The 13,656-nt window shown below is 58.6% G+C and carries 10 protein-coding genes; 6 read left to right on the forward strand and 4 right to left on the reverse strand.

Going from position 1 to position 13,656, the window contains the following annotated elements:
- Positions 1-25: 25 nt before the first annotated feature.
- Positions 26-1,015, forward strand: a complete 990-nt coding sequence (locus tag AC07OJ_RS06760; protein ID WP_495094279.1) for a hypothetical protein — start codon at positions 26-28, stop codon at positions 1,013-1,015.
- Positions 1,016-1,058: 43 nt separating this feature from the next.
- Positions 1,059-5,927, forward strand: coding sequence for an RHS repeat domain-containing protein (locus AC07OJ_RS06765; RefSeq protein ID WP_495094280.1), 4,869 nt, complete (start codon positions 1,059-1,061; stop codon positions 5,925-5,927).
- Between the two features lie 57 nt (positions 5,928-5,984).
- Here the strand turns inward: AC07OJ_RS06765 and rhlB are convergent, their stop codons facing one another.
- A complete protein-coding gene (gene rhlB / locus AC07OJ_RS06770) occupies positions 5,985-7,454 on the reverse strand; it encodes an ATP-dependent RNA helicase RhlB (RefSeq protein ID WP_083221457.1) in 1,470 nt (489 codons plus the stop codon).
- A gap of 95 nt (positions 7,455-7,549) precedes the next feature.
- A complete protein-coding gene (locus AC07OJ_RS06775) occupies positions 7,550-8,206 on the reverse strand; it encodes an alpha/beta hydrolase (RefSeq protein WP_065907026.1) in 657 nt (218 codons plus the stop codon).
- A gap of 345 nt (positions 8,207-8,551) precedes the next feature.
- Between AC07OJ_RS06775 and AC07OJ_RS06780 the strand changes: the two genes are divergently transcribed.
- The 4 genes from AC07OJ_RS06780 (at position 8,552) to AC07OJ_RS06795 (ending at position 12,721) form a co-directional block, all read left to right on the forward strand.
- Positions 8,552-9,583: an amino acid ABC transporter substrate-binding protein gene (locus tag AC07OJ_RS06780; protein ID WP_016974565.1), complete on the forward strand. Its 1,032-nt coding sequence runs from the start codon at positions 8,552-8,554 to the stop codon at positions 9,581-9,583.
- A 72-nt stretch (positions 9,584-9,655) separates the two neighbouring features.
- Entirely contained in the window at positions 9,656-10,837 is a 1,182-nt protein-coding gene (locus AC07OJ_RS06785) for an amino acid ABC transporter permease (RefSeq protein ID WP_065907020.1), read from the forward strand.
- A gap of 10 nt (positions 10,838-10,847) precedes the next feature.
- The gene (locus AC07OJ_RS06790; RefSeq protein ID WP_065907019.1) at positions 10,848-11,945 is read left to right on the forward strand and encodes an amino acid ABC transporter permease; all 1,098 of its coding nucleotides are present in this window, start codon (positions 10,848-10,850) and stop codon (positions 11,943-11,945) included.
- 11 nt (positions 11,946-11,956) lie between these two features.
- Positions 11,957-12,721 carry an amino acid ABC transporter ATP-binding protein gene (locus AC07OJ_RS06795; protein WP_003171943.1) on the forward strand — a complete coding sequence of 255 codons (765 nt, stop codon included), beginning with the start codon at positions 11,957-11,959 and terminating at the stop codon, positions 12,719-12,721.
- 57 nt (positions 12,722-12,778) lie between these two features.
- Here AC07OJ_RS06795 and AC07OJ_RS06800 read toward each other — a convergent pair whose 3' ends face one another.
- A complete protein-coding gene (locus AC07OJ_RS06800) occupies positions 12,779-13,270 on the reverse strand; it encodes a type II toxin-antitoxin system MqsA family antitoxin (RefSeq protein ID WP_495094281.1) in 492 nt (163 codons plus the stop codon).
- The gene (locus tag AC07OJ_RS06805) at positions 13,267-13,578 is read right to left on the reverse strand and encodes a type II toxin-antitoxin system MqsR family toxin (protein ID WP_201143569.1); all 312 of its coding nucleotides are present in this window, start codon (positions 13,576-13,578) and stop codon (positions 13,267-13,269) included. The genes AC07OJ_RS06800 and AC07OJ_RS06805 overlap by 4 nt, the downstream gene beginning before the upstream one ends.
- Positions 13,579-13,656: the final 78 nt, after the last annotated feature.

The following is a 13,656-nucleotide window of genomic DNA, read 5'->3' on the forward strand; positions in this document are numbered from 1 at the left end:
TGTTATTCTTTTAGGGAGAATCTAAATGAAAGCGGGTAGCGTACGACTAGGGCATTTCGAGATCCAGACGGAAACGGCAGAAGATAAGACCAGGGCGCTATATACCAATGGTCGCCATCAATGCAAGCTCGTGGTGCTGATTGCCAAGAACATCGCGGATGAGTCAGGTAACTGGCAGTTTGCGGCGTTGACTGCGGCTGAGCGTAATAGTCTGACGGTGACTCAGTATGCAACGAACCCAGATGCACCCCTTCCCACCGGATGGCACTGTGATACGGATAAAAATAAATATGATCCGGGGCTTTGGCCCCCGCGCGGCAGCGAGACAAACAGCACCACGCTCTCGTCGTCCCCTGCGAAACCTTCTATAGCAAGCGGCCCGCTGGAGATGGTGGAACGGTATATGCGTGTTAATGCGGGGCAGCCTATTCAATCCTATCGATTTATGGCGCGTATCCAGATAGCCGGTAAAGTCTATACGACAAATTACACTGATGACGACGCTTCGTTTAATTCCTGGGTGGAGATTCAGCCAGAGCGTCCTTATGTGTTGAGAGTGGCTCAGTTGGTTCGCTATATTGATAATAGGGCGTTTGAGGATAAAGCGCGTAACATTTATATCGATGTTCATTACTGGACGCCGCCACGAGGTCTGGAATTTATCCAGAATATAGGGATCGCTAACCCGTTGAATATAAAAGATGAAGGACGGTTTTTTAATACGTCGGATTTCATCAGCGTTCCTAATGACAAAAGCGGGATCCTTGTCGAAAGGGATTCATTGGAGGAGCGGGTGTTCATGGCCGATGTACAACAAGGCATTTACTCAGGTAATGGGCCTGACATTGAATATCGACGGTGCTTCAAAGTAATGCGCGCATTAAAGCTTCACGGCGGAGTGCCCTCGACGCCGCACAGGGACACCGGACATTGGAGCCTGCTGGATAACTTTGGATGCGAACACAAGTTTCGTTTGAAGTTGGGTGGAACGCCCAGTTTGGAATTGACTGACTAGTTCGGTATTTATTGACTGGGTGTCCGCGCTAGGAGATGTCCTCATGAACGTCTACTCCAACGCTTTCAATTTCAGCTCTTACCTCAGTGGCTCTGTCGATGTGCGTACAGGCCAATACTCCAGCCAGATTCGCCTGGTAACCCTGTATCCACAAGGTGCCCTTGAGGCGAGCAGGGACATTACTCTGATGTTCTCGATGATGAACACCTCATCATTGGGCTACGGGTTGGGCTGGCGGCTCAGCAACACGGAGTTTGATATCAGCACCCAGCGCCTGACGCTGCTCAGCGGAGAGCAGTTCAAAACCCAGGCTTTACCTCCCGTAAACGGAACTCTGGTTATCCAGGATCGGAAGCTGAAGGACCTGGTCGTCAAGCGGCCGACGTCCTCTACGCTGCAGGTGATTTACAAGGACGGCACCATAGAACTGCTGGAGCGCACTGGCAGTAACGTGCCCTACCGCATCGTTGCGATGCTGTTCGAAAACGGTGAGCGCCTGATCTTTGACTATGAGAAAACAGGTTTTCTCGACCGTATCCTCAATCACAAGCAAGAAGAACTGCTGGTATTGACCTATTCGGGTCAGCGGTTGGTGACAGCGGATGCGCGGGTCGACGGCGGGCGCTATGCCCGTGTTCGGTTTACTTACACCAATGATCGCCTGACCGGGGTGACAGCCCCCTATGATCGTAGTGAAGCGCAGGGTACTGCGGCTTATGTGTTCAAGTACCGGACGGCCTTTCGCAATGGGCTGGTTGCGCTTGAACAAGTGCAGTCGCCGATGGGCGGGCAGGAGCTGATTACTTATGATGAGAATGGGCACCAGTACGCTAACAACCAGTACATTCCACGGGTCATTAGATGGGTGCAGTCACCCGGGGCCAGCCAGCCGGACATGATCCGAACCTATGTCTACAGTACGGGCAGGAATTTCACCGGCTTCCCGTTTTCCGGCGGTTTTCGCGAAGGCGAAGACAACCTGTATTTGATCGGTAGCGATTACAACTACTCCACCGAGGAGACCAGCCGCGACGCCAATGATCAGGTGCTGAGCGTCACCGAGACCACCCACAACAAGTTTCACCTGTTGACCGAAGAGCTGGTCCGGCGCGAGGGGACGCTGACTAAAACCAGCATTACCTACAACACCAATGATGGCTTGTTTCCCGCCCAGCCGGCCAACCTCCACCTGCCTAAAACCATCACCAAGCGCTATGGACTGGTGGCTGGCGGCGCAGCGAGGGAAGAAATCCAGCATATCGAGACGGATGAATTCGGCAATCCGCTCAGCCGCACCGAGACTTCCGGGATTCGCACCGAATACAGCTATTACCCGATTGCCGGCGAGGGCAGCCGATGCCCGGCGGATCCCCATAAGCTGTTCCAACGCTACGTCAAGCACGAGCGCCTGGTACCCGTGGGCGGCTCACCTGCTGCCCGGCTCACGGAATATACCTATACCCGCGTGCCACAGACGGGCAGCAGCTATTTTGTGCTGCAGCAATCGAGCAGCCAGGCGGGTGGGCTGGCCATGCAGCAGACTTACTACGAAACCCCCGATGCGCTGGCCGGCCGCTTGAAAAGCACCACCAGTACGGTCGACGGGCAGGCGTTGACCAGTGATTTCAGTTACGTGATTCAAGGTGACAACCTGATTGAAACCCGACGCTTGAATGGGAGCGAAGTGCAAGGAAGGCAATGGCTTGAGGCCAAGCGCACGCTTTCGCTGGTCAATCGTCGCCTGCTGTCGATGACGCGAGACGGTGACAGCACTCTGGACCTGGCATTTGATGTCAGTGGCCGGCTGGTGGCGGAAACGGTTTCTCCCGGCACTCTGCGCAAAGCCACGCGGCAATACGCCTACCATTTTGCGCAGGAGGACAAGCACGCTCATCTGATCACCACGGATGCTAAAGGGGTCACTGCCGTTACCTATTACGATGGCGCTGGGCGCCAAGTGTCCGAAGCGCAGCGCCTGGGACTGAATCAGGAACGTGTCATCAGGACATGGCGGTATGACACGCTTGGGCAAACCGTGGAAGTGGTCAGCTACGATTACCTGGACAACGGCCAGCGCGTCCTGGAAAGCCCCCAGACCTACACTTACAGCCCTTGGGGCAACGCCAGCACCGTCACTCGACCTGATGGGAGTGTGGCAATCAATGAGTACGACCCGCGCCTCAATCTGACCGAGGAAGGCGTTGTTGGCAGTGAACGGCGCATAACGTATTTCAATGCGCATAACCAGCCGATCAAGGTTGAGCGACTGGATGCCAACGGCAACAAGGTCGAAGTGGAGTCACGCACTTACGATGGCTTGGGCCGTTGCCTGACGTCACGGGACATCAATGCGACCCTCACCGAGTTCAGCTATGACGGGTTCGATCGGCTGTTGACTACCTTGCAAAAGCCCACCGACGGCACCCCGCAACGCGAACGCAAAACCGAGTACGCCCCAGGTACCAGCAGTGGCGACAGGGTTCGCGCGTTCACGGTAGCCGGCAAGCTGCTGGCGACCCGTACCTATGACAGCCTGGGTCGCATGACTCGCCAGGCGCGTGGGACCGGGCAGGCGACGACGTGGGAATACGAGGCCGGATGGCTGGCGCCGGTGGCCATGGTTTCCCCGCGTGGTGCTCGTCAGCGCCTCACGTATGACAAAGAACTCGATGTGCCCACCCAGATTGAGATGACGGGGCTTCCCGAGAGTGGCTACCAGCATGACCCCGTCTCTGGTGCACTGACACGCTCGGAGAGCAACCGACTGGTCCGTGAGCTGTTTTACGACACATACGGCCAGGTCGAGAAAGAGGTGCAGAGCGCCAATGGTGCGGCATTGACCACCCTGAATCAGTATTCTCCCGGCGGGCGACTGCTTGAACAAACCGGCGCCGATGGTCAGAAAAGCCAGCTTGAGTACGATGCCCTGGGACGTTTTTCGAAGATCACCACCGGCGCCCTGGTGATTGAGCAGAGCTACGATACGCTGGGCCGGCCTCAGAGCCTGACCACCACCCATGACCGCACGAAGATTCTCACCCGGTTGACGTACGACGCGCTGGGCCGAGAAACCGATCGCACGTTTGAGCAAAACGGCGTGCTGCTGCAGGTGATGACCAGTACCTATCGGGTCAACAGCCTGCTGGCGACGCGGGTACTGACGGATGCGAGTTCAAGGGTGTTGATCGGCGAGACGTTTACCTATGACGCCTACCTGCGGCTCAAGGCCTACCGCTGTACCGGGCTTGAACACCCCAAGGATCATCTGGGCCGGGGCATTGTCGGCGAGGATTTCACCTTCGACAGCCTCAACAACATTACCCAGGTCATCACCTTCTTTGCCGATGGTACCCAGGATACCTGCGAACGCTATTTTACCGGCACCGACCCTACCCAGTTGACCCGACTGACCCACACCCGTCCGGTGCAGGAAGTCACTCTCACCTATGATGCGGCGGGCAACCTGCTAGCGAGCCCAGAGGGCCACATCTATACGTTCAATAGCTTTGAGCAGCTCACTACGGTGCAGGTCGGCACGCTCAAGTACAGCTACCAGTACGACGCCGAGTCGCGCCAGGTCCAGGCATCCCGGGGCGATGAGCCGCCGGTGATGCTCGCCTACAACGGCGAACGCCTGGAGACCCTGGTGGAAGGCAACAAGAAAATCCGCTATGCCGACGGCGGCGACCAAGTGATGGCGCGTACCGGTGGCGTCGACGGGCCGCAAGTGTATGCCAACGATGCTGCCGGCAGTGTGCGCGGCATCTCCGCTGCGGGCCAGGCCCACGTGCGACGGCACTACACGCCCTATGGCGACACCCATATCCGCCTGGATGACGGCAAGGTCCGCAGCATGGCCGACCTGCAACTGCCGGCGTTCAATGGGCAGCGGCTGGATGCGGCGACCAACCTGTACTTCCTCGGTAACGGTCTGCGGACCTACTGCCCTTCTCTATACATGTACGTGCAGGCTGACCCGACGAGCCCGATCGATGAGGGAGGGATCAACAGCTATGCCTACTGTGCCGGCAACCCGGTCAACCTGATGGACCCCAATGGGCTGTGGCCCAACTGGTTGAAGTGGGTGTTGACCGGGGCCGCGTTGGCATTGGCCGTCGTGTCGCTGGGGTCCGGATCCTTAGCGCTTGCGGCAGCTGTGGCGGCGTATTCGGCGAAAGCCGCTGCAGCTGCAGCAGTCGGGACGACAGCAGCGGTGGCTGCAAAAGCAACAGCAGCGGCAGCGATCATCAAGGCGGGGCTGGGTGTGTCCATTTCGGGGCTGGGGAGCGTAGGAGGCGTTCTGAGTGTTACGAGCTTGAGTATTGAGGCTGTCGATCACCAAATGGGTTGGGATCGTTCGAACCACCTCAAGGGGCTTGGATGGGCGTCGTTCGGCTTCTCTATTGCTTCATGGACGGTCAGTTTTGCGGCGGCTGCCAGAGGGGCTGTCAGCACCTATACCGGCTTGGCGGCGACGTCCAGGTCCGGTGCCGCCTCTAAGGGAGCGAGTGAGTTCGTGAAGAGTTTTTCGGGCTATGGTTTTCGGTTTTACAAAAAAGCCAAGGATCTGGATTCCTTGATTAAGAGTGAGGTTACGAGTGGCGGCAATAACTTTTCCAAGGTTTTCGGTGTTACGCGCTTTACCGTCAGGACGACCAACCTGGGCCGGGCGATAGAGGGCAGGGTCAACGCCTTGCGCGCGACATCCTCGTCCGGCGACGGCCAATCCTCGTCCGATGCGGGCACGCCCGCGTTCAATGCGGGGGCTGGTGAGTCGACCCAAAGCCAGTCGTACGATACGAGCAGCAGCGTGCTGGATATGCCGGCCAGCAGTTTCGACTATTACCAGTCATTCAGAGACGAGGCCTCGAGAATTCGGCAACCCATTCTGGGGGAATTGTATCGAGGCTAGTCTTGGGTACGCGGCGTGTGCAGGCGCTGGCAAGCCAGCGCCTGCAGGGGGGCAGGTTTAAGGGCGTTTGCGCTCAACGGCGCGCAGCAAGTGCGTCGGCGGCGTCTCGCAGCTGATCTTGCGGCCCAGCAAGGCCTCGATCGACGGCAGCTGATACGAGTCGTCCTCGCCGGCAAAGCTGATCGACACCCCCGCAGCGCCTGCGCGACCGGTGCGGCCGATACGGTGCACGTAGTCATCCGGCACTTCCGGCAGAGTGAAGTTGATCACGTGACTGATGCCGTCGATGTGGATACCGCGCCCGGCCACGTCGGTGGCCACCAGCACGCGGATCTTGCCTTCGCGAAAGCCTTCCAGGGTCTTGATGCGCTTGTGTTGCGGCACATCGCCGGACAGTTGCGCGGCGTTGACGCCATCGCGCACCAGGCGCTCTTCGATGCGGCGCACTTCGTCCTTGCGGTTGGCAAACACCATCACGCGCTCCCAACCGTTGTCGTTGACCAGGTTGTAGAGCAGCTTGTACTTGTCGGCGCCGGCCACGGCATAGATGTGCTGTTCGACGTTCTCGCTGGCCACGTTTTCCGCTTCGATCTCGACGATGGACGGGTCGGTGGTCCATTGCTTGGCGAGGTTCATCACGTCTTCGGTGAAGGTGGCGGAGAACAGCAGGGTCTGGCGTTCGCTTTTCGGCGGAGTCTGGCGAATGATCTGACGCACTTGTGGGATGAAACCCATGTCGAGCATGCGATCGGCTTCGTCCAGCACCATCACTTCGACCATGTCCAGGTGCACGTCGCCGCGCTGGTTGAAGTCCAGCAGGCGGCCAGGCGTGGCCACCAGAATGTCGCAATGCCGTGCTTCGAGGTGCTTGAGCTGCTTGTCGAAATCCATGCCGCCGACAAACGTCATGACGTTGAGGCCGGTGTACTTGGTCAGGTCGGCAGCGTCCTTGGCGATCTGCACCACCAGCTCGCGGGTCGGCGCGATGATCAGCGCGCGCGGCTCACCCATGTAGCGTTCCTTGGGCGGCGGCGTCTGCAGCAACTGGGTGATGATCGAGATCAGGAACGCGGCGGTCTTGCCGGTGCCGGTCTGGGCGCGGCCGATGGCGTCCTTGCCCGCGAGGGTAAAGCCCAGCACCTGCGCCTGGATCGGCGTGCAGTACGGGAAACCCAGGTCCTGGATGGCGTGCATCAGTTCCGGGGCCAGCTTGAAGTCGTGGAAGCGGGTCTTGCCTTCCTGTGGCTCGACCACGAAGTCTTCGAGTTTCCAGGGGATGACCGCCGGTTTGGGTGCGCGTTCGCGCCGCGGCTTTGGCGCGACTGGCGCAATAGCGGCCTCGACCGGTGCTGCCGGTTCAGGTGGCGTCACCGTCGGCTTCTTCGGCTGGGCGACAGGTGCGGTCCGGCCGGGCTGTTTACCGTCATTGCGGCTGCCGGCAGTCGGGACAGGAGCACTGGGAACAGGCGCGAGCGGCTCAGCCTCGCTTTTGCCGAACATCTTCTTGAGTGCTTTGAGCACGGTGATCTCATTAATTGGTTAAGGAATATACGCCGGCCAGTGTAATGCAAGAATCGGGCGCGGCGTAGTGCGTCTGTCATACGGCTACATAAACGCTGGTTTCAGCCCAGGCGAGCGGCCAGCCAGGCACCGATGTCGTGTATCTCTTGAGGTAACACTTCGTGGCCCATTGGGTATTCCTGCCATGTCACGGTGACACCACGGCTCTTCAAATGCTCGAAGGCGCTGCGGCCCATGGCGTTCTGCACCACGTCGTCGTACTGGCCATGCAGGCACAGGGCGGGAATGCGTTGCTGGCTGGCAGACAATTCCAGCTCGTCGCCGAAAGTCGGCGCGTAGGTGGAGAGGGCAATGACGCCGCCCAAGGGCCCTTGCCAATTTATAAACGCCGTGTGGAAAACCACGGCGCCACCCTGGGAAAAACCGGCGAGGAAAATCCGAGAGGCGTCTATTCCGGTTCTCTTCTGCGCTTCGATCAGATCCGTGACCATTTTGGCCGACACTTCCAGCTCCTCCAGGCTGATCGAACGGGCCGGGCTCATGGCCTTGATGTCGTACCAGCTCGGCATCTCGTAGCCGCCGTTGATGGTCACCGGGCGTGTCGGCGCCTGGGGCAAGACGAAGCGCGTGGTCAGCAGGCTTTCCTGCAGGGCTTCGGCTACCGGCATAAAGTCGTAGCGATCGGCACCCAGGCCATGCAACCAGATTACGCAGGCGTCTGCGGGCTTGGCGGGCTGAAGAATCAAGGGTTCGGTCATGTCTGCTCCATTAATGTGCGTGCGCTCCGATTGGGTGCGTCGGAACGGTGCGCAGTGAGTTGATCTGTTAAGAGAATGTCGCAAGGTTGAATCTTTTCCTATTGACCATGGGCTGAAACGACTCAGCCATCACTCTGGTACGCGCCTTGCTATGTGTAGGTCGATGTCAGAACTATCTCAGGACGGTAACACTATCAGTGACTGCCGCTCGTGGGATAGCAACTGGAATTACTGCGACAGTCTCATGCTGCTTGACCCCAAAAAAAGCCAACACGGGTCAATATCGCCTCATAAGGGTGCGCTGAGGTTCGAGCTCCGACACAACAAGAGCAACTGGAGGTTTGAATGAAGGTATTGAAATCCACCCTGGCCATCGTTTGCGCGGCGGCTGTACTGGGTGTCAGCGGTTTCGCCCAAGCAGGCGCCACCCTGGACGCCGTGCAGAAGAAAGGCTTTGTGCAATGTGGCGTGAGTGACGGTCTGCCGGGTTTCTCGGTACCGGATGCCAGCGGCAAGATCCTGGGGATCGATGCTGACGTTTGCCGCGCTGTGGCCGCTGCCGTGTTCGGCGACGCGACCAAGGTCAAGTTCAGCCAGTTGAATGCCAAGGAGCGTTTCACCGCGCTGCAGTCTGGCGAAGTCGACATCCTCTCGCGTAACACCACCATGACCAGCTCTCGCGATGCGGGCATGGGCTTGAAATTCCCAGGCTTCATCACTTACTACGATGGCATCGGCTTCCTGGTAAACAACAAGCTGGGCGTGAAAAGTGCCAAGGAACTGGACGGTGCAACCATCTGCATCCAGGCCGGTACCACCACTGAGCTGAACGTTTCCGACTACTTCCGCGCCAACAACCTCAAGTACACCCCGATCACCTTCGACACCTCCGATGAAAGCGCCAAGTCGCTGGAATCCGGTCGTTGCGACGTGCTGACCTCCGACAAGTCCCAGCTGTTCGCACAGCGCAGCAAGCTGGCTTCGCCGAAGGACTACGTGGTTCTGCCGGAAACCATTTCCAAGGAGCCATTGGGCCCGGTCGTGCGTAACGGCGACGACGAGTGGCTGGCCATCGTGCGCTGGGTGGGCTACGCCATGCTCAACGCTGAAGAAGCCGGCATCACTTCCAAAAACGTCGAGGCTGAAGCCAAGTCCACCAAGAACCCGGACGTCGCCCGTCTGCTGGGTGCTGATGGCGAGTACGGCAAAGACCTGAAAGTGAAGAAAGACTGGGTCGTGCAGATCGTCAAGCAAGTCGGTAACTACGGTGAAATGTTCGAGCGCAACCTGGGCAAGAGCACCCCGCTGGAAATCGACCGTGGCCTGAACGCGCTGTGGAACAACGGTGGCATTCAATACGCACCCCCTGTGCGCTGATCGCTGATGGTTCTGTCACCCGGTGGGCCAACCGCCGGGTGATGTTCTGTTCCATTATTTCCGGGGCACTTCATGCAAAATCAAATCGGCGCACCAAAGCAGAAGCTCAGCTTCAGCGATCCCAAAGTGCGTGCGTGGCTCTTCCAGATCATCACGATTGTGGCGGTGGTCTCGCTGGGCTGGTACCTCTTCAACAACACCCAGACCAACCTTCAGCACCGGGGCATCACCTCGGGTTTCGACTTTCTTGAGCGCAGTGCCGGCTTCGGCATCGCGCAGCACCTGATCGACTACACCGAATCGGACAGCTATGCCCGGGTCTTTGTGATCGGCTTGCTCAACACCTTGCTGGTGACCTTCATCGGCGTGATCCTGGCGACGTTGCTCGGTTTCATCATCGGCGTGGCACGGCTGTCGCCGAACTGGATGATCAACAAGCTGGCGACCGTGTATGTGGAAGTGTTCCGCAACATTCCGCCGTTGCTGCAGATCCTGTTCTGGTATTTCGCGGTGTTCCTGACCATGCCGGGGCCGCGCAACAGTCATAACTTCGGCGACACCTTCTTTGTCAGCAGCCGTGGCCTGAACATGCCGGCAGCACTGGCCGCCGACGGCTTCTGGCCGTTTGTGGCGAGCATTGTCGTGGCCATCGTGGCGATCGTGCTGATGGCCCGTTGGGCCAACAAGCGCTTTGAGGCGACCGGCGTACCGTTCCATAAATTCTGGGCCGGCCTGGCGCTGTTCATCGTGATCCCGGCGTTGTGTGCCTTGATCTTCGGCGCGCCGCTGCACTGGGAAATGCCCAAGCTGCAAGGGTTCAACTTCGTCGGTGGCTGGGTCCTGATTCCTGAGCTGCTGGCCCTGACCCTGGCGCTTACCGTGTACACGGCAGCGTTTATCGCCGAGATCGTGCGCTCGGGCATCAAGTCCGTCAGCCACGGCCAGACGGAAGCCGCGCGCTCCCTGGGCCTGCGCCCCGGGCCGACGCTGCGCAAGGTCATCATCCCGCAGGCCCTGCGGGTGATTATTCCGCCGTTGACCAGCCAATACCTGAACCTGGCGAAAAACTCGTCGTTGGCCGCCGGTATCGGCTACCCGGAAATGGTTTCGCTGTTTGCCGGCACGGTGCTCAACCAGACCGGCCAGGCCATCGAAGTCATTGCCATCACCATGAGCGTGTACCTGGCGATCAGCATCAGCATTTCCCTGCTGATGAACTGGTACAACAAGCGCATTGCGCTGATCGAGCGGTGAGGAAACGCCCATGAGTACGCATACTTTCAAACCGGATATGCCGCCGCCGAGCAAAGTCTTCGGCCCGGTGGCATGGATGCGCGCCAACCTGTTCTCCAGTTGGCTCAACACCCTGCTGACATTGCTGGCGTTCTACCTGGTCTACCTGGTGGTGCCGCCGATCCTGCACTGGGCGATTCTCGACGCCAACTGGGTCGGCACGACCCGCGCCGATTGCACCAAGGAGGGCGCCTGCTGGGTGTTCATCCAACAGCGCTTCGGGCAGTTCATGTACGGCTACTACCCCGGCGACCTGCGCTGGCGCGTGGACCTGACCGTGTGGCTGGCCATCGTCGGCGTGGCGCCGTTGTTCATCTCGCGTTTCCAGCGCAAGGCGATCTACGGCCTGAGCTTCCTGGTGCTGTACCCGATCATCGCCTACTTCCTGCTGCACGGCGGGATCTTCGGCCTGACCAACGTGGCCACCAGCCAATGGGGCGGCCTGATGCTGACCCTGGTCATCGCCACCGTCGGTATTGCTGGCGCCTTGCCGCTGGGCATCCTGCTGGCGCTGGGGCGGCGTTCGAACATGCCGGCGATTCGAGTGGTCTGCGTGACCTTCATCGAGTTCTGGCGGGGCGTGCCGTTGATCACCGTGCTGTTCATGTCGTCGGTGATGCTGCCGTTGTTCCTGCCGGAAGGCATGGGCATCGACAAGCTGCTGCGCGCGTTGATCGGCGTGATCCTGTTCCAGTCGGCCTACGTCGCCGAGGTGGTGCGCGGGGGCTTGCAGGCGATTCCCAAGGGGCAATACGAAGCGGCCGCGGCGATGGGCCTGGGCTACTGGCGCAGCATGGGCCTGGTGATTTTGCCGCAAGCCCTGAAGCTGGTGATCCCGGGCATCGTCAACACGTTTATTGCGCTGTTCAAGGACACGAGCCTGGTGATCATCATCGGCCTGTTCGACCTGCTCAACAGCGTCAAGCAAGCCGCTGCCGACCCGAAATGGCTGGGCATGGCCACTGAAGGCTATGTGTTTGCCGCCCTGGTGTTCTGGATTTTCTGTTTTGGTATGTCGCGCTATTCCATTCATTTGGAACACAAGCTCGACACAGGCCACAAGCGTTAGGAGTTGTTGTTATGAGCGAAGCGATCAAACAGCCTGTGAGCCCTGAAGGCATTATCCAGATGCAGGGCGTCAACAAGTGGTACGGCCAATTCCACGTGTTGAAAGACATCAACCTCAACGTCAAGCAGGGCGAGCGTATCGTGCTGTGTGGCCCGTCGGGTTCGGGCAAGTCCACCACCATCCGTTGCCTCAACCGCCTGGAAGAACACCAGCAGGGCCGCATCGTGGTCGATGGCGTGGAGCTGACCAACGACCTCAAGCAGATCGAAGCGATCCGCCGCGAAGTCGGCATGGTGTTCCAGCACTTCAACCTGTTCCCGCACCTGACCATCCTGCAGAACTGCACGCTGGCACCGATGTGGGTGCGCAAGATGCCCAAGCGCAAGGCCGAGGAAATTGCCATGCACTACCTGGAGCGCGTGCGTATTCCGGAGCAGGCGCACAAGTTCCCGGGGCAACTGTCCGGCGGCCAGCAACAGCGCGTAGCCATCGCTCGTGCCTTGTGCATGAAGCCGAAAATCATGCTGTTCGACGAACCGACCTCGGCCCTCGATCCGGAAATGGTCAAAGAGGTGCTGGACACCATGATCGGCCTGGCCGAAGACGGCATGACCATGTTGTGCGTGACCCACGAGATGGGCTTTGCGCGCACCGTGGCCAACCGTGTGATCTTCATGGACAAGGGCGAAATCGTCGAGCAGGCAGCGCCGAACGACTTCTTCGACAACCCGCAGAATGACCGGACCAAGTTGTTCTTGAGCCAGATTCTGCATTGATCGAAGTGTGAAAGGATAAACCCGGCCTGGTGCCGGGTTTGTTTTTGCCTGCTGTTTTTACGCAGACGCTTGAGTGGCCAGTTGTTGCTCATCTTTGGCAATAAGCAGGCGGTTGAGGTCTTCTGCGCCATTGAGCGCCTGAATCTCGGCCACCAGGTGCGGGTGCTTATCGAGTAGACGCATAAGAATAAGCAACGGCTCGGGTGGGAAAATTTCAGCTTTCTCATAACGGGAAAATGCGTTGTGCCCGCGGACGGTCAAGAGCCTCACCGCGTCCTTCTGTGTCAGGTGCAATTTGCGGCGGATTCGCTTCATTTCGGCAGCGATGATTTTTCTGGCATCCATCAACAGCTGGTCACTGGCGTCGGAATAACGCTGTGCGCTGTCGTCGTTGTCATCGAATTCGATTTCCTTGCACACCTGGCATTCCCAGCCCGCGATATCGGGGATATTCCGGATCATGCCGCGTGTGTTGAGCGTGAAGGTGCGGCCTTTGAAGTGCTGCATTGCGTCATGCGTTCCGCAGCTCACGCAGTGTTGGGTGTTCATAGGATTTTCTCCTTGAAGGAGATTACGGGAGCCCCACCGCCAGGGCGGTAAGTCACTTTGATATAAATCTGCGTAGCATGAGCCTTGATCAGATAGACGTCCTGCCACACTCGATGGTCTGCATAGGTCGTCATTGATTTGTATAACATTCGCTGCTCAAGGGCACAGACTGCGTGCTGCATCTGGCTGAGGTTTAATTCCATTTGCCTGGCGCTCTCCCGTGCACTGGCGGTGAAGGCTCGACAACCCAACCTGATGACTTCAGCTTTTATCAAGGCCAGATCGTAATGAGGTGTGTACTTTTCCATAAGACACCTGAGTCCCATAATTACCCTCTGAGGGTAATTTTACTAATCGGAAATACTGCTCCTTTACCTGCCTCAGAA

This window comes from Pseudomonas sp. GW821-FHT09C08 (assembly GCF_059418125.1).